The sequence below is a fragment of the Pseudoalteromonas sp. CO348 genome (genome assembly GCF_004208845.1).
Taxonomy (GTDB): domain Bacteria; phylum Pseudomonadota; class Gammaproteobacteria; order Enterobacterales; family Alteromonadaceae; genus Pseudoalteromonas; species Pseudoalteromonas maricaloris.
The window spans coordinates 77,612-94,551 of record NZ_SGPI01000038.1 but is presented as its reverse complement, the minus strand read 5'-3'; the positions used below and the strand labels follow the sequence as shown (position 1 = coordinate 94,551).

The following is a 16,940-nucleotide window of genomic DNA, read 5'->3' as shown; positions in this document are numbered from 1 at the left end:
GGTTAAGTACGTTTTAAAGGTGGGCATTGCCCACCTTTTAACTAAAAAGCTATTCTTTTGCTTCCCACAATGAGAATTCGCCTAGTTGAATTAGGCGTCCGCTAGCGCCGCCAATTCCAACGCCTTCACGGGTATGCTCAAGTTCCAAACGATACTGGGTATACGCATTTGGACTCTCGATAGCAAAGCTATAGTATTCCATCGTATTAGGTAGTTTGTTGAACTGTTGAGTATCTAGCGTAATCCAATTCGTACCGTCATTTGAGCCCTGTAGCTGCCACGCATTAGGAAAGCGATGAGGGTTGTCTCCCGCTGTCGCTAATGAGTAGTATTTTGCTGTTTTAGCGCTGTCAAACACATAGTTAACCTGGGCCTTATCAACCTGTTTTATCGGCAACAAGTCAGGCGCATATTGTGCAAGCCAAGCAGGCGCTTCCAATACCACATTAAATTTAGAGGTAATATTTCTATCATTAAGCTTATCTGCCCCCTCATTAAAAGGCACAAGTGCAGTTCCGTTTGTTGTTACCTGAGTGCTAGTGGGTGCAAAGTTCTGATAGCCAAGTGGTACTGGTGGTAACTTACCGACGCTTGCAAGGTAGACTTGATACTCTTCAAATACCGCATCAATCCCACGTTGTTCACCAAATATGGATTTAAAAGCGGTGTCTAAACTCCACGCATCAAGCGTTTTTGCAGCCGCATTAAACTTGCGGATAAAATCTGTATTACGATGACTGTTTTCTACCCATTCAAAGAAGAATGCTGTTTGATCGTAAGCATCAACATTGTAGTGTTCCATCCAGCGAACTCCACCGCGTCTATGCTCTAAGTAACCAGCATCTATTCGAATAAAGTTAGCCAGCGCTTCTAAGTAGGTATGATAATCCGTGCCCGGACGATATTCACCTTCAGCCGGAACATTATTGTAGCCATGAGTCAACTCATGCCACAGCACGCCAATGACTTCGTTACGGATAGCCTCATCTCCAAGACCCTCTAGATTGGCGATGTGCTTAACATCAAACCTAAGCTCCATAAATTTGCCTTCACCAGCCTTTGAAGCAGGCGCGTCAAAGTCTCCAGTGATAAAAGTAACGTGCTCAAAAACGTTTATTTCGGTTACATTATTAAATAAGCGTTTGGCAATCTTCAAAGAGATCTCATGAATAAGGGCATTTAGATCTGGTACCGCACGTTCAAGCGCCAGCTGTCCTGGGTGCTCTGGTAGTTCCTTTTTCACTTCAATTGCAGGCTCTGGAAACCCTGCCCATGGCGAGACTGGATCCCACACACGGATAAAATCTTGCTGAACTAATGTCGCTTCCCCTTTGTCATTACTCGCAACTAGTGTAATGGTTTTTGGCCCTAAAGCTTCAAACTTAACCAATGGGCTTTGCTCTGTACTTGTCGCAGGAATACCACCTTCAAACGTCCACTGCCAGTGAGTCGGATTAACTAACGACTCATCTCTAAAAACAATATACTCAGAGACTTCAGGAGTCGTGTTTGTCGCATTAAATGCGACGATAGGAATATCCGATACCGTTTTGATTTCGAGTTCCGCTAGTTGCGTAATATCAGCACCATAGCCATCTGTACCACCATGTACTAAATCAAATTTGAAGTAGCGATACTTTTCGCCGCTTTCGGCCAATTCAAAATTGCGAGTCAGTCCTCGAGCAGAGAAGACTTCTCCCGCTCTTGAGTCCAGCTCAATCCACTCAGCTTTATCATTTGAGCCATATACGACCCACTGTTTTGGATCTCGGTTTGCTTCATCGTTTGCTGACGTAAAGCTATATTCTCTAAGCTCAATCTCTGTCGCGGCTTTAAACACTACAGTGACGTTTGACGCAAAAGCGAGGAATTTTGTACTCGTGTTAGCGTCGATAAGTTTGTCGACACTTTCACCTGCGGGCGAGGCTTGTACACCATCTGCTAAAATAGCCTCTATCTCAACCCCAGTATCTAAGGTGATATTACGCAGTGCACCAGAGCCTGGCTGTCCAGATGATTGAGTTTGTTCAGGCTTGTCACGTTCAACAAATTCAGACCCATCATTACAGCCTATTAGTGTCGCAGCGACGGCCATTGCCACCGCTGATAGCATTAATTTTCTCATTTCGTTATCCTTTATTATTAAAATTGGTAGTTAACTTTTAGTAAGAACTCGCGCCCATTCGTGTCATAATTACCCGCTTTATAGAATGGGTAACTTCTAAACGAGTCGTCCTGAGGCGGCATCGCATTTAATAAGTTTTGAACCGTAAACATCACTCGCGTGTTGTCATTGATGTAATGGCCAATGGTTAGGTTATGCTTTATCCATGCAGGTAACTTTTCTCTTTGACCAAAATCAGCACCGTTCCAATTTTTTCCTTTATAATTTACCTGCCATGAAATTGCGGTCTTTTCCAACTGCCAAGTCAGGTTAAACGATGCCATATCTTTGAAGTTATAGTTATCTTGACTGTCTAACACATCTTCAAGCGGATCTTCAGGACGGAGCTTTTCTTTTTTCTTTAAAACATGGCTGTAATCAAGCTTATAAATAAACTCGCCAAGCTCTGACTCAAACGTGCCTTTCACACCAAAATTGACGCCGCCATGCTGCCTTTCTGCGGCGTTTATATAACCTTCTCTGATAATTGCAGCGGTGTACGGTAATCCTTTTTTCGTGTTCCCTAACCAGTCGGTTGCCAGACCATCTTGGTCAAAACGCTGTACTCTGTCTTGCATGTTCGCGCATTTAGCAGAAGACGAATCAATTAGGTCGTTTTCACACTTCCAGACATTATCAAGAATTTCGCCAGACCCAAGTCGAGTAATTTTGTCTTTTAAGACAATGTCATAAACATCAACATTGAATGACAGCTCAGGGGAGTACTCATACACAAGACCGAACGTTAATGAATGACCAGACTCTTCTTTTAAAGTTGGATCGCCTGCCGAGATTGTCTCAAAGTCAGCATCTAGCTTTGGCTCGTTGATATTTGTTGTGTCTAAGTCTGCACAGCTGATAGTTAATGCATCAGCATTATATTGAGCGGGATCCCCAGTGGTTTGAAAACGTAGACAAGCATCTGCAATCACTTTGTCCGAGCCTCGTCCAAAGTTACCAGCAAACCCTTGATATACCGAGCTCATGCTAGGACCACGGAACGTTGTGCCATACGCACTTCTTAGCATCAGCGCGTCAGTAGGAGAATACTTAAAACCGACTTGATAAGTGAATGCCCCACCAACATCAGAAATATCATCATAGTGGTCATAACGCAGCGCTATTTCACTAGAGATCTGTTCAGTAATAGGGATCATAAATTCTGTCGCCGCAGCATAACGGTTACGTTCACCATCGGTGATAACACCAGTCAGACCAACAAACTCTTTATTTAGTATTCTGCTATCGGGCGTCGCTCTCGTCCCTTCTTTCATCAGCTCAATATATGCCGCAAAAGACACAAATCCTGCTGGCAATTCAAATAAATCCCCGGACAGATCTGCGGTTAGGGTTTCATTGAACGATAAGCCATCGTAGGTTGCCCAATCAGCCATGTTATACATATTGTCTTGGGTCAGAGGCGCAAAAAAAGCTTGGTAATTTGGACGGTAGATTGGCATGCCATCAACCTCTCCCAACTTTGGTCCTTTTAGCCAGTTATTTCCTTCAACCGTGTGGTGCAAGTACCTATCAGAGAAATCGTATTGTGAACGGCTGAAGCCAACGGAGTAATAGTAATCTGCTATCTCCCCTTCAAGACCAAAACTAAATGAATAAGATTTATCATCGTATACTCGACCTAAGCCATCATTTGTATATTCTGAATCATTCACTATCCGCCACATATACTTAACTGGGGCGCCATAGCCACCAGCTTTATTTTTGATATCAGGATCCCAAAACATGGATCCGTGAATTGACTCTGCATGAGCAAAGAAGAATGGATTTCGTGCCCCTTTCTTTTCTTGATCGATATAAAATCCGTTAACAAAAAAACTGTGTTCGTCGTTGATACTGTACACCGAGTTGATATACAAACTCATGGTTTCAACTTGGTTACGGAGCAAATTGTTACCGGTTTCATCCCACCCACAGCTTAGGCCGTAATCATTGCGGCTAATAAAGTGCTGAACTGCAGTTGGGTGTGGATTGTCATCTGTGTTGCAGTACTGCGCTGAATATTGATTTTTGAACTCGGTATTCTCAGCCCATACAGTAATTGAACGATTAAGCTCTCGCTTGTTTGTTGGGTCTGGATTATCCCAAACGCTGTCATGAAAAGGTCTGTCGGCACCAGTTAGCGCCTCTTCCGTCTTGTACTCCAGTGAGTAGTCAAACGTAAAATCGTCTTGCTCAAAACCACCAACAAACGACAAGCCTTTTTTATCACCCGTACCATAGGTATCCTGGCCGTAGAATGCTTCGACGACGTGCTCGTCCATACCTTTTTTGGTGATAATATTGACTACCCCAGCCATTGCGTCTGAACCGTAGATTGCAGAGCCACCGCCGGATTGAATATCGATGCGCTCAACCATCGCCGTTGGCAACATATCGAGATTAACAAAATTGGTTTGGCCACCGTAAGGCATTGGGTAATAAGCCAAGCGCTTGCCATTAACTAGAATAAGTGTGTACTCAGGTCCAACACCTAATAGGTTTAACTCCTTGGCGCCAGGCGTATAGGAGCCAGTTTCTACTTCACCGAGAACGGCACCACTAGCAGCGGAAATACTACTCAGTGCGTCATAAACTGTGTTAAAACCACTTCTGACCATATCAGCGGAAGAGAGACTTTGGACATTGGTCACACCCTCAATGGCGATACGTTTAATACGAGATCCTGTCACCTCAACACGTTCTATTTCTTCTGCTTGTTCATCTGTTGCGGCTGTTACTGAGTTAGTTGCTACCGCTGCAAGAACAGCAGCGGCGATCAGGCTATGTTTATACATTATTGTTGTCATAAGACCCCCACAATTTAAAGGAACGTTCCAATTTCTTATAAAAATTTTATTTCACCATTAGCAAAACCAACAAAGCATCAGGCAGAAATCAAAAAGGGAACGTTCCAATTATGAGCAATAAAACAAACCTGTCAACAAATTATGTACATTTACAGCACAACACCGACAAATTGTAATCACCTAGTTCTTGCTAGTTCTTGCTAGTTCATTGCAATTTCTTGGTATTTAGCCCACTTTGATAACGAGACCAGAGCTTATCAAGGGACTCTCCAGTAACTGATTTTATTGCATCTTCAAATGACCAATCTTCTATTTCTACCGCAGTTTGATTAAAACGATAGGCAAAATCTGGATAAGACGCAGCGAGCCATGCGAGAAAGAACCCAGTGTTTGTGTATCCACCAACCCAAGAATCTGACGGCTTAGGCGAACGGGTTTTATGGTATCCCGCTTGAATGCGAATGAGATCCGCCATTCCTTCAATAAATGCATGTACATCGGGCTCAGAATAACTTCTCTCTTTTGGAAATAGCTGATATCCATGGGTAAGTTCGTGCCAAAGCACACCAAGGAGCTCGTATTCCACTTGCTCATCTGGCTGTGCGGCGAGTTTTTCGGTGATGTACTTTGAACTAAACACGATTTCCATATTCGTTTCGTCTCCAGAGCGATAGGCTATTGTGTCCATCCATTTTAGCCTAAATGTGACTTGCTCAAACTCTGGCAGCTCTGCAAAGTGTTTGTACAACCTAGGGGCCAGTTGGCGAGTTACGTCATCCACCGTACTGGCTATATCAGGAAATAGTGCTTGCAGGCGTTTCGACCCTGCCGACTCAGTATCTTCAATAACTACTTTGACCTTTGGCGGCTCAAAGCCTTTCCATGGTTGAATTGGATCGTATATTTTTAAATAGTTCGCACGGGTTTTTAGGTCCGAACCATGCGCATTTTTAGTGGCTAGAGTAACATCGTAGTTACCAGGCTTGTCATAAACTACTTCAACACTTTTTGTGGTTGGCAGCATCGTTTTGCCCTCAACCTTCCAACTCAGCTCTGTTGGTGAGTTTGCAGATATCGACTGCAGAGAAATTGGCTCATTAAGCTTGGCAACGGTTTTATCTGCCGTAAAATTCGCCAGTGGTAAACTTGTTTGTGCATAGAGCGCCAGATCAGCGATTTGCAAAAAGCGGTCGCCCCACTGCGTTTTACCTTCTTGTGCTACAGTAAAGCGCACGTACCTCGCATCCGTTGTTTTGGGTAGGTCGAAAGCGAGTGTTTCACCTCGCCTTGAAAATACCATATTGTTGCGCTTATCAGCCTCTTGCCATGCCTTACCATCTCTAGATACAGCTACAGTCCAATGCTTTGGGTCTCGAGCGGGGGCATCTTGGGCTGAGGTGAGACTATATTGTCTAAGCGCTTTTACATCTTTCAGATCAAATACAATCTCAGCGCTAGATTGCTTAGATAAGAATTTGCTTTTTAGCGACCTATCAACTAATTGCTCTATCCCCTCACCTTGGATTTGCTCCCTTACGTCACTCGTTACAGAGAAAGCATCGCGTTCGGTGATGTCGTAGAGCGCATTGGCACTTGCTAATGAGGAGCCACAAAATGAAAGTAAAATTAGACTGGCTAATGAGGAGGTTTTCATTGAAATTTCCCAGATTAAAAACAAACATACTGGATCGTTCCAATTAATAATGCAACTTATTTTGAGTAGATCTTTACGTAATTTTTAATAAGTGCAGAAAAGGATAACGCTATTTCACCGCTTTTTGGATTTTATAGAGAACTAACGAGCGAGCCTGAAAGATCAGGCCACCACTCGCTAGTATTTTGTCATGCTCAACTAAAGCCAAGACAGATGAGCAAAGCCGCTGCGATAAAACAAGAAATAACCACAGCGCTTAGATAAGTTAACTGTTCGAATCTCAGCTTAACTACCAAACAGTAATTCCCAAAAGCTCGGTGGCTCGTGTAGTTTGTGATATTGCTTTCTCAGTTCATCAATTTTTAAAAGCATTTCACGGGCTTTCTCAACTCTTCCCGAGTCTACTTCTTGGCTCGCTTTAGTAATGGTTTCGAGTACTTTATTCAAGCCCGCAACTGACTCGGCAGACACCTCTTGCTTAAACTGAAATTGCTTACTTTCATTAACGAGTGTAGTCAGCTCGGTTAAGTGTGCTTGCATTTCTTGAGCAGATTGCGCTTTCATAGCCTGCTTATAAATATGACCCATTTCCTTCATGGTTTTATTCAGTTCGCTTGACTCATGCGCAACTCCAGACATCGAAAACAACAACACGAATATAAATACGATTTTTCTCATCAAAGTCCCCTTACTCTTTGCGCGCTAGTATAAAGCAATTAACGTATGAGCTAAATTCAATGCTATGAAAAAAAGCTGGTTCCGAATAGCATGCAAAAAACAGGCAGATAGCGCAACGATTCTAGCGTAAGCTATACTTGTAGCGTATTTAGCAGCACACTTTTTGAATATCAAAAATGTAGAGACTTATGATCCGAAAATTGTTGTTCATCTTTTTACTCTTATCGCCGATGGCCGTGCTATCTGCACAACGATTCAACGTTCAATTTGTAAACCCTGGCTTTGCAACAAAAAATCCTACAGGGGATTTTTGGTATAACGTCAGCAACGTGATGACTGCGGCCGCTACTAACATGAATATTTCCCTCAAAATTAGTTATGCGCAGCGCAACCATATTTTGATGAAATCGCTCGTAGAGCAAGCCTTGAAAAGTGATGCTGATTACCTTGTGCTGGTAAACGAAAAGTCGAGTGTCGTTCCCTATTTGTTAAACACTAAAGCCACCAACATTAAGATTATTTTCTTGCTCAACGGACCGACCAAAACAGAGGAAGTGGCTTTGTTAAAGGCAGGACACCAAATTATTGGCACCATTGAGCCAGACAATTTCCAAGCCGGTTTTAAATTAATGCATCAACTTGCGCGAAAAGCGCTTAGGTCCTCAAATCCATCGCAACATGTATTAGCTTTACTAGGTGACGTGGCGACGACTGCGGCATTAGACCGACAAAAAGGCATGCGCGCATATCTTGAGCACCATACGGAGCTAGAATTAATCGCAGAGGCAAATTGTCAATGGTCTCAGAATGAAGCTTATCGCCTCACTAAAGCGTGGTTACAGCGAGACTCCGCAATTACAACCGTTTGGGCTGCCAATGATCCTATTGCTTATGGCGCATTACTCGCTGCTAAAGAGTTAAACCGTAAGATCGTCATAGGTGGGATTAATTGGGATGAAGATATTGCGCCTAAGTTAGATGTTTCGATTGGAGGGCATGTGTTGCTTGGGGCCTATACCTTAGCTCGACTAGCACAATATCATAGAGACTTCACACCGATAGACAGCGTAACCTTATCTATTTTCGAATCGCTGGATGACGCTCACTTACCTTTGTATCATGCCATACATGGAAACTTTCCTGAACACCTGGACTTTTTACGTTACATTAACGATCCTGCGCAATTTACCATTACAGAACTAACTCACTCACTTAATAAAAATAACCACAATAATAATGTGAAGAATTGAGAATTTAAGAACGTTTAATTAATGCATTAAACAAAATCCAGAAAGATAATGCAATTTAAACCTGTCTAATATTTACGCATTGACAGCGATGTCAACACCTGTTTTAGTAACAAACGTAAACAACATGTAAAACAGGTGAAATATGAAAAACAGTAATACAGTAGTAAAACTTCTTAAGCTTTCGACCCTTAGCGCCTGCGTTTGTGCAAGCCTTTCAGTTGCTCACGCAGATACACAGCGCGTTATTGTCACGTTAAAAGACAGCGCAACACCAAATGTTCTGCCAGTGCGCTTAAATCAAGCAGAAACGGCGCAGTTTAAAGCGCAGGCTTTGTCTGAAGCTGCCTACTCCACCTTGGGTACTGCTGCAGTCAACACATTACCAAGCATTAATGCATATGTCGCCGAAGTTTCTTCAGCGCAAATGCAACAACTACAAGCAAGCGGTAATGTTGCACACGTAGAAGTTGACCCTAAACGCTATTTGCCAAGTGTAAAAACTTCAGCAATTGATTTACTTGCTGAAACAACACCTTACGGCATTAATATGGTGCAAGCTAACCAAGTATCTGACGGCTACAGCGGCAACCGTAAAGTCTGTATTATGGATACAGGTTATACGCTAGGTCACCAAGATTTACCTAGCACAGGCATTACTGGTAATGACGGCTACGGTAACTACGACACAGGTGTGTGGAGTAACGATGGTAACGGCCACGGAACACACGTTGCCGGCACAATCGCCGCTCTAGGTGGTAATGGCACAGGTGTGGTCGGGGTGAATCCATCAGGGCAACTAGGTCTTCATATTGTTAAAGTGTTTAACGACCAAGGTAACTGGGCATACGGTTCCGACCTCATTAAAGCAATTGAGCAGTGTGAGCAGGCTGGCGCCAATGTAACTAGCATGAGTTTAGGTGGCAGCGGCAGCTCTACGGCAGAACGAAGCGCATTTGAGCAGAGTTATCAGCGTGGCATGCTACATATCGCAGCCGCTGGCAACGCGGGTAATAGCTCGTTGAGCTACCCAGCATCGTATAATGCAGTTGTATCTGTGGCTGCGGTCGATAGCTCTGAGTCAAAAGCCTCTTTCTCTCAATACAACAGCCAAGTAGAAATTGCAGGCCCGGGGGTTGGTGTAAACTCAACATGGAATAATGGCGCGTATCGCAGTATTAGTGGGACTTCAATGGCAACACCGCATGTTTCTGGTGTCGCAGCATTAGTGTGGAGCCACTTCCCGCAATGTACTGCTCAGCAAATTCGCCAAGTGCTTAATACAACAGCAAAAGACAAAGGCCAAGCAGGTCGTGATACTTCTTACGGCTATGGTATTGTGCAAGCAAAAGCGGCGGTTGATTATCTAACAAATAATGGTTGTGATACTTCAGGTGCAGTCAATGCAAACTTTAACTTCAGCGTGTCCGGCCTCACTGCGACATTTAACAACCAATCAACAGCAGGTAGTTATCAGTGGGAATTTGGTGACGGTGCAACAAGCTCACAAACTAACCCATCACACACCTACGCGAGTGCTGGTACATATCAAGTGACACTCACTGTGACAGCTTCAAATAACAGAACTGCTTCTAAGACACTAGCAGTTACCGTTAGTGATGCACCAGCTGGGTGTAATGGTATCCAAGAATGGAATGCAACTAAGTTCTACAATACGGGCGACCGGGTTTCATTCAAAGGCTTTGAATACCGTGCTACGTACTGGTCACAAGGCGCAAGCCCAGAGATCTACTCAAACGTTTGGACTAAAGTCGCGCAGTGTAAGTAATACCAATTAGTAATTTTAAGTGGCGCTTAAGCGCCACTGTTTAATGCTAACATTGCACTACAACACAGAATAACAGAGATCATAAGCCATTCTTTTGTTGAAATTGCCTCTTTAAAAAACCACATTCCAAGCATACTCGCGCTGACTATACCAATGGCTCTTTTCAATCCTTCAACAAGCCCCGGCTGAATTTCGGTTAACGCCTGCATTTGAAAGATAACAGCGACAGCGAATACCACTGAAGAAATACTCCAGAGCAACCAATGTGCGCGGAAATTTTGATTTTTAAACTGTGGTCGTAACAAGATTAGATTAACAAAAAATACCATAAAGGTTAGAAACCCAGCATGAAAAGAGAGCGAGCTGTATTGCAAAGCCTGTTTATCGAACACGATGCAAAGCCCCCAGCAAAAAGAGGTGATCGCAACTTGTTTTGCACCAGGCTCTTGAAAAGAGAATCTGCCTCCTTGCAATAAAAACGAAGCAAGAACAATCGCAGCGATTAGTATTGACTGCAGTGTGGTTAAAGGTTCTCCTAGTAGCAACCAAGCAAATACACCTGCAAGTGCTGGAGTGATGGATAACAGAGGCAGGATAACCGCCATTCGCCCAAGCGAAAGCGCCTGAATAAAGTTTACGCTACCAATTGCCGCCAAAATTCCGCTAGCTATCGCAGGCGCTATATAAGCAGAGCTTGGGAGCTGTTTGTCAACAACCAACCAATAGCCAATGTATGCAGGTAAGACTAGCAGACTAAATATCACCGACATTTGCGCGGCTGAATAATGGCTCGCTAGCCTTTTTCGTAAAAAATCAAATACAGCCCAATTTAACGCACTGAATAAGGCTATGACCATTTATTATCCCTGTTGTAATGCAATTTCCGTTTGAAATTTCATGTAATCATTGATTTTTACATGGTCCGGTTTCCAACCCAATAGAAAGCGATAAAAGTCAGCCCACACCACAGGCCACAACGACTCCCACTCAGAAAGGATCTGAGCGATATCAATAGAGGCTGCTTTGCCTAATAATTCTATTCTCAACATATCTAAATACAACTTGAGATACTCATCAGCATGCAGGAGCTGTTCCTTTTCGTCTAATACCGATGTAATAAACAGCATTAAGTCTGACACACCAATACCCTTTCCGACATACTGAAAATCGAATCCTAGCGCTTGGTCGCCATTAAAGGCAAAGTTAGCAAGCTTGGCGTCGCCATGGATCCAAGTATGCCAATGGCTATTTTTGATACGATCTCGTAATCGTGGCGCCGCTTGTTTAATGCTACTGTGCTGCATTCGCTCAAGCTCATCCGGTCGTGTATCTAGGTGCCAATAGTTTCCTTGTTCCCACACATGCTCTGCTGGGCTTTGTAAAAAGTGAGCATGGAATTTAGCTAACCACCCTATCACTGCTAATATTTGTGACTCGGATGGATTAGCGGTTTGCGAAAAACCTTGAGTTGAGAAGTCTCTAAAGACGATGTAGTCCATCCCTTCACTTACCCCTTCACCTAAATAACTAGGCGTATTGCAGGGTGAGAGTAACTCGCATGCATGATGCTTGTAAAAGTGACGTTCTACTTGATAAGACTTAGCTTTACGCGCAAGCGCTACTGAAGATTGTGCAATTCGCCGATGTGCAATGTCACTAGGCACTTTAGTGCGCTTAATTGCAAGCTTCCCAGCATCATGATTGATAAATAACATATCACCACAACCGCTCCATAATTGTTGCTCTTGCTGTGTTGACATAGGCGCAGAAATTACATCGTTCGGAATACTTATTTTCACTGTGTTACACCTTTTTGTTATTTAACCTGAAAGCAGTTCAATAAATAGCCAAACTTTTTTATTGTATAACTCAGGTTACTTAAACACAGTACAACCCTTTACTTACTGTTACGAATACCAATTTGCTTAATTAAGTGATCTATTTTGAGACGAAGAAATCTTGTTGATAACACCGCTTCCGCATCCTGCTCCCGCCAAGGTACCTACATCCATATAGACAAGGCAAAAATTTTGCTATTTAGTTATTCTAAATAAAAAATTTTTAACGCTGTTAACGTCAGATATGCTCCTTCAAATTGAGCTAGTATTAAGACAAATTGGTATAAATAAGCAAACCGTTTTACAGTGCTTGATAATTATAGCTGGTGTTATTATCTTTACCCAACATGAAAAAGCCCTTAACCAATTGATTAAGGGCTTTTACTTTTACAAAAAAGTTATTTGTTTAACTTACTCATTCACAGCTTGCTTGACTGTTTCTTTCGCACTTTGTTCATCTAACAAGTTTAAATCGAAGTCAAACTCATCCACTCGGATTGCTTTTTCACGCTTGCGATTGTAATCAACCAGTTTTGCGTACTCTTCTTCGTTGATAAGGTTACTAACGAGTGCATTATCTAATGTTTGCTCGAAACGAACACCTGGTTGGATCTCGCGCTTGCGAACTGCCTTTTTAACTTTGGCAAGCAGGTCAAGGCAACCCATCTTAGCTTTATATGCTTGCTCATTGATATCATGACCATCACCTGCGGTAGGCTTCACAAGATGAGTAAGCTGCGCTTTGATTGGCGTATCCATTTGCGCCGCGGCGGCCAACTCTCTGATCATATCATCATTAATTTTAGGCATTTGTTTGCCACTAAACTGCATCGTGATCACACGCATAAATTTACGAGTACCACTTGCCGGGAAGTTATCTAAGAATTTATGTAGCGCTTCTTCAGCACTGATAAGTGCATGCCTTGTCGCATAATGGAAATAAGGTGCTGCTTGCTCACGCTCTGCTACCGCTACTTTTTGCTCATAGTATTTGATTGAAGCCATCGCTGCATACAAGTGACTCATTACATCACCAAGGCGTGCTGACAGCATTTCTGCTTGCTTCAGTTTTCCACCTAGCACAAGTAGTGAGAAGTCTGCATATACCGCAAGCTTAGCTGCTAATCTATGCGCGGCTTTTTCATACGCACGCACTTCAGGTAATGGTGACTTTGCATCGGCAGTGAAAGGCATAAGGCCGTATTTGAAAGCACGTAAGCTGTTGGCAACACTATAGCTAACTGTTTTTGTCAAAATACCACGGAATTTACTGTCGGCGTCTTTCTCTTCGCTGTGAATAGATTCAACCATCGACTGCAAATATGGGTGACAGCGCATTACACCTTGACCAAAGATCATCAAGTTACGCGTTAGAATGTTTGCACCTTCTACGGTAATCGCTATTGGCTGGGCAACATAACCGCTTGCAAGGGTATTCTGAGGACCGTTTTGAATAGCCTTACCTGCAAGAATATCCATTGCAGAGTCCAATACGTCACGACCAGTTTCAGTCATGTGGTATTTTGCAATTGCTGTTACTACAGATGGCTTAAGACCCATACCTAAACCTTCTGTTGTTAATACCCGCATTGCCTCTTGCATGTATGCTTTGCCTGCAATATCAGCAAGCTTTTCTTGAATACCTTCAAACTGGCCGATCGAAAGACCAAACTGCTCACGTACCGCTGCATATTCTGATGCCGATTTCAATGCGACTTGACTAGTTGAAACACCTAGCGCTGGTAAAGAAATACCACGTCCAGCACCTAAGCAACTTACCAACATCTGCCAACCGCGACCGATATTCTTCTGGCCACCGATAATAAAGTCCATTGGAATAAAGACTTTTTCACCACGTGTCGTACCGTTATAGAAGCGTATCCCCATCGGGTCATGACGGTTACCAAGTTGCACACCTGGATGGTCATGTGGAATTAACGCACAGGTGATCCCTAGTTCTTTTTTACCGCCTAGTAATCCCTCTGGATCCAATACTTTAAAGGCTAAACCGAGTACCGTCGCAATCGGCGCAAGTGTGATATAGCGTTTGTCCCATGTTACTTCAAGACCGAGTACTTCTTCACCGTTATGCATGCCTTTTTTAACAATACCTTGGTCCGGAATGCCACCGGCATCGGAACCAGCTTCAGGGCTTGTTAGCGCGAAACACGGAATATCACGACCGTTTGCTAGGCGAGGAAGGTAGTGCGCTTGCTGCTCTTTAGTACCATAATGAAGCAATAACTCACCCGGACCTAGTGAATTAGGAACCATCACCGTTACCGCTACCGCAGAGGATTTAGTCGCAATCGTACCTACAATCGTTGAGTTTGCGTAAGGACTAAACTCTAGACCACCGTATTCTTTTGGAATGATCAAAGAGAAAAATCTCTCTCTTTTCAAAAATTCAAGCACGTGCTCTGGCAGGTGTTTGCCATTTTGAATTTCCGAGTCATCGATCATACCCATTAATTCTTTAACTGGACCTTCTAAAAAAGCTTGCTCTTCTGCACTTAGCTTAGCTTCAGGTACAGCACGAAGCGCCGAAAAGTCAGGCTTACCTTGATAAATTGACCCTTCTAACCAAACATCACCGGCATCTAATGCTTCTTGTTCTGTGATTGAAATGCTTGGGAGGATCTTTCTTAAATTCGTTCTTAGGCTCATAATTAACTCATCCGACCAGATAGATATACCTACATTACGGCATAAAAATTCGTTTAGATCAATTACTCTACTTAATTTTTTAACGGCTTTTTTACTGAGTTATCGAGTGATTAATATAAATGACTGCTAAATTAATGGCTTACAGCTGTAAGTTGAGAAAAGTAAATTACTGTTCTTAGGGGAAAAATAGGAGTGAACGAGAAGCTTTGACAGCCTGAGCAGTTCTAGACTGGCATTTTATCTGTAATCAAGATGGTTTTTACGCTGAGCACTGCCATTAAAACAGTGCAATTTTTGCTTTGCATAGCTGCTCTACCGTAGCAGGTGAAACAACGACTTCAACTCCCCGCTTACCCGCACTAACATAAATTTGCTCAAATGCTAAAGCACTCTCGTGAAGTAACGTGGGCAGCTGCTTTTTCTGCGCAAACGGGCTTATACCACCAATTAAATAACCAGTTACCTTTTGCGCGTTTTGTTGATCTGCAAGCTGTGCTTTTTTCCCCTTACACGCTTTAGCAAAGGCTTTTAAATCCACTTGTTGCGTGGCGGGAGAAACAGCTACATACAATTTACCATCAACGTCAATCAGCAGGGTTTTAAATACTTTTTCTCGGTCTAGGTTGAGCTTTTTCGCTGCTTCATTAGCAAAGTCATGATCATTAGGGTCATGCTCAAATTGCAGCACTTGGAACGCCACTTTCGCCTTTTTAAGTAGGTTAATTGCCGGTGTCATTACAAACTCCTTTTAAGCAGATGTTGATTTCTGTTATACCAAGAAACAAACGCTTATGCTATCGCCTTACGATGAGCTCCATCATCCGTCAAAACAAAAATGCCCGCTATCGCAGCGGGCATTTTCAATAAGCTTAAGTTACTTAGTTAAGTCATCAAAGAACTTCTTAACGCCGTCAAAAAAGCCTTGTGCCTTAGGACGGTTCTTACCGTTGTTTTCACCCATAGACTCTTCAAACTCTTGCAGAAGCTCTTTTTGGCGCTCGTTTAAGTTTACTGGCGTCTCAAGGACAACTTTACAAATTAAGTCGCCTACCGCACCGCTACGCACAGATTTCACGCCTTTACCACGCATACGGAACATTTTGCCTGTTTGACTTTCCGATGGGATCTTCAGTTTTGCGCGGCCATCTAGCGTCGGCACTTCAATCTCACCACCGAGTGCTGCCGTTGTGAAGCTAATTGGCACTTCACAGTACAAATTGTTGCCGTCACGTACGAAGATTGGGTGCTCTTTTACACTCACTTGTACGTACAAGTCGCCGGCTGGAGCACCATGTGCCCCCGCTTCACCTTCGCCAGACAAACGTACTCTATCACCCGTATCAACCCCTGCTGGGATCTTAACGTTAAGTGTCTTCGTTTTCTCCACACGGCCTTGTCCGTGACAGCTGTTACACGGGTCTGAAATGATCTGACCTGTGCCCTGACAAGTTGGACAAGTTTGCTGTACCGCAAAGAAGCCTTGGCGCATTTGTACTTGACCTGCACCATGACAGGTTGTACAAGTTTTAGGCTTAGAACCTGCTTTCGCACCACTACCATCACATGGTTTACAGCTCACCCAAGTTGGTACTTGGATATCAACCTGCTTACCACGTACCGCTTCTTCAAGACTTAACTCTAAGTTATATCTTAAATCCGCGCCACGCTGTTGTCTTGATTGACGACGGCCACCACCGCCACCAAAGATATCACCGAATACGTCCCCAAAAATATCGCCGAAGTCGCCAGCGCCGCCAAATCCACCATGACCAGCACCACCACCTTGTTCGAAAGCTGCATGGCCGTATTGATCATACATCTGGCGTTTTTGACTATCAGTCAATACCTCGTAAGCTTCTTTTACTTCTTTGAATTTTGCTTCGAGTTCGGTGTTACCTGCAGTACGATCTGGGTGATATTTCATTGCAAGACGTTTATACGCCTTTTTAATGTCACGTTCACTGGCGTCTCTTGCAACACCTAATACTTCATAATAGTCAGGTTTAGACATTTTTATCACACTACTCTTTCTTGGCAACTTATGTCGTTGCAAACTCTGCTGAGTTCTGTCGCTCGCAAATTAATGCCAGACAACA

At 43.3% G+C, this 16,940-nt stretch carries 11 protein-coding genes; 2 read left to right on the top strand and 9 right to left on the bottom strand.

The window, feature by feature from the left end:
* Positions 1 to 49: 49 nt before the first annotated feature.
* The 4 genes from EXT48_RS19530 to EXT48_RS19515 form a co-directional block, all read right to left on the bottom strand.
* Positions 50 to 2,125, bottom strand: a complete 2,076-nt coding sequence (locus EXT48_RS19530; protein ID WP_130165463.1) for a basic secretory protein-like protein — start codon at positions 2,123 to 2,125, stop codon at positions 50 to 52.
* Between the two features lie 17 nt (positions 2,126 to 2,142).
* Entirely contained in the window at positions 2,143 to 4,971 is a 2,829-nt protein-coding gene (locus EXT48_RS19525) for a TonB-dependent receptor (protein ID WP_130165462.1), read from the bottom strand.
* A gap of 205 nt (positions 4,972 to 5,176) precedes the next feature.
* On the bottom strand, positions 5,177 to 6,625 hold the full coding sequence (locus tag EXT48_RS19520) for a basic secretory protein-like protein (RefSeq protein WP_130165461.1): 1,449 nt from the start codon (positions 6,623 to 6,625) through the stop codon (positions 5,177 to 5,179).
* A 285-nt stretch (positions 6,626 to 6,910) separates the two neighbouring features.
* Complete coding sequence (locus EXT48_RS19515; RefSeq protein WP_069019285.1) at positions 6,911 to 7,303, bottom strand: cytochrome b562; 393 nt, start codon at positions 7,301 to 7,303, stop codon at positions 6,911 to 6,913.
* A gap of 188 nt (positions 7,304 to 7,491) precedes the next feature.
* Here EXT48_RS19515 and EXT48_RS19510 point away from each other — a divergent pair, with 188 nt between their 5' ends.
* Both EXT48_RS19510 and EXT48_RS19505 read left to right on the top strand, forming a co-directional pair.
* Positions 7,492 to 8,553, top strand: coding sequence for an ABC transporter substrate-binding protein (locus EXT48_RS19510; protein ID WP_045990667.1), 1,062 nt, complete (start codon positions 7,492 to 7,494; stop codon positions 8,551 to 8,553).
* Positions 8,554 to 8,695: 142 nt separating this feature from the next.
* The gene (locus tag EXT48_RS19505) at positions 8,696 to 10,339 is read left to right on the top strand and encodes a S8 family serine peptidase (protein ID WP_130165460.1); all 1,644 of its coding nucleotides are present in this window, start codon (positions 8,696 to 8,698) and stop codon (positions 10,337 to 10,339) included.
* Between the two features lie 26 nt (positions 10,340 to 10,365).
* Here EXT48_RS19505 and EXT48_RS19500 read toward each other — a convergent pair whose 3' ends face one another.
* The 5 genes from EXT48_RS19500 to dnaJ all read right to left on the bottom strand — a co-directional run bounded on the left by EXT48_RS19500 (position 10,366) and on the right by dnaJ (position 16,855).
* Positions 10,366 to 11,196: an EamA family transporter gene (locus EXT48_RS19500; RefSeq protein ID WP_130165459.1), complete on the bottom strand. Its 831-nt coding sequence runs from the start codon at positions 11,194 to 11,196 to the stop codon at positions 10,366 to 10,368.
* Positions 11,197 to 11,199: 3 nt separating this feature from the next.
* Positions 11,200 to 12,138 carry a phosphotransferase gene (locus tag EXT48_RS19495; protein WP_130165458.1) on the bottom strand — a complete coding sequence of 313 codons (939 nt, stop codon included), beginning with the start codon at positions 12,136 to 12,138 and terminating at the stop codon, positions 11,200 to 11,202.
* A 450-nt stretch (positions 12,139 to 12,588) separates the two neighbouring features.
* The gene (locus tag EXT48_RS19490) at positions 12,589 to 14,844 is read right to left on the bottom strand and encodes an acyl-CoA dehydrogenase (RefSeq protein WP_130165457.1); all 2,256 of its coding nucleotides are present in this window, start codon (positions 14,842 to 14,844) and stop codon (positions 12,589 to 12,591) included.
* A gap of 277 nt (positions 14,845 to 15,121) precedes the next feature.
* Positions 15,122 to 15,580 carry a Cys-tRNA(Pro) deacylase gene (gene ybaK, locus EXT48_RS19485; RefSeq protein WP_130165456.1) on the bottom strand — a complete coding sequence of 153 codons (459 nt, stop codon included), beginning with the start codon at positions 15,578 to 15,580 and terminating at the stop codon, positions 15,122 to 15,124.
* A 138-nt stretch (positions 15,581 to 15,718) separates the two neighbouring features.
* Positions 15,719 to 16,855: a molecular chaperone DnaJ gene (dnaJ, locus tag EXT48_RS19480; RefSeq protein WP_045990341.1), complete on the bottom strand. Its 1,137-nt coding sequence runs from the start codon at positions 16,853 to 16,855 to the stop codon at positions 15,719 to 15,721.
* Between the last annotated feature and the right edge of the window lie 85 nt (positions 16,856 to 16,940).

What these genes read in the sequence shown, in the direction of transcription:
- EXT48_RS19490 (WP_130165457.1), bottom strand. Translation starts at nt 14,844, where the DNA reads ATGAGCCTAAGAACGAATTTAAGAAAGATCCTCCCAAGCATTTCAATC.
- ybaK (WP_130165456.1), bottom strand. Translation starts at nt 15,580, where the DNA reads ATGACACCGGCAATTAACCTACTTAAAAAGGCGAAAGTGGCGTTCCAA.
- EXT48_RS19525 (WP_130165462.1), bottom strand. Translation starts at nt 4,971, where the DNA reads ATGACAACAATAATGTATAAACATAGCCTGATCGCCGCTGCTGTTCTT.
- EXT48_RS19510 (WP_045990667.1), top strand. Translation starts at nt 7,492, where the DNA reads ATGATCCGAAAATTGTTGTTCATCTTTTTACTCTTATCGCCGATGGCC.
- EXT48_RS19530 (WP_130165463.1), bottom strand. Translation starts at nt 2,125, where the DNA reads ATGAGAAAATTAATGCTATCAGCGGTGGCAATGGCCGTCGCTGCGACA.
- EXT48_RS19520 (WP_130165461.1), bottom strand. Translation starts at nt 6,625, where the DNA reads ATGAAAACCTCCTCATTAGCCAGTCTAATTTTACTTTCATTTTGTGGC.
- EXT48_RS19505 (WP_130165460.1), top strand. Translation starts at nt 8,696, where the DNA reads ATGAAAAACAGTAATACAGTAGTAAAACTTCTTAAGCTTTCGACCCTT.
- EXT48_RS19515 (WP_069019285.1), bottom strand. Translation starts at nt 7,303, where the DNA reads ATGAGAAAAATCGTATTTATATTCGTGTTGTTGTTTTCGATGTCTGGA.
- dnaJ (WP_045990341.1), bottom strand. Translation starts at nt 16,855, where the DNA reads ATGTCTAAACCTGACTATTATGAAGTATTAGGTGTTGCAAGAGACGCC.
- EXT48_RS19500 (WP_130165459.1), bottom strand. Translation starts at nt 11,196, where the DNA reads ATGGTCATAGCCTTATTCAGTGCGTTAAATTGGGCTGTATTTGATTTT.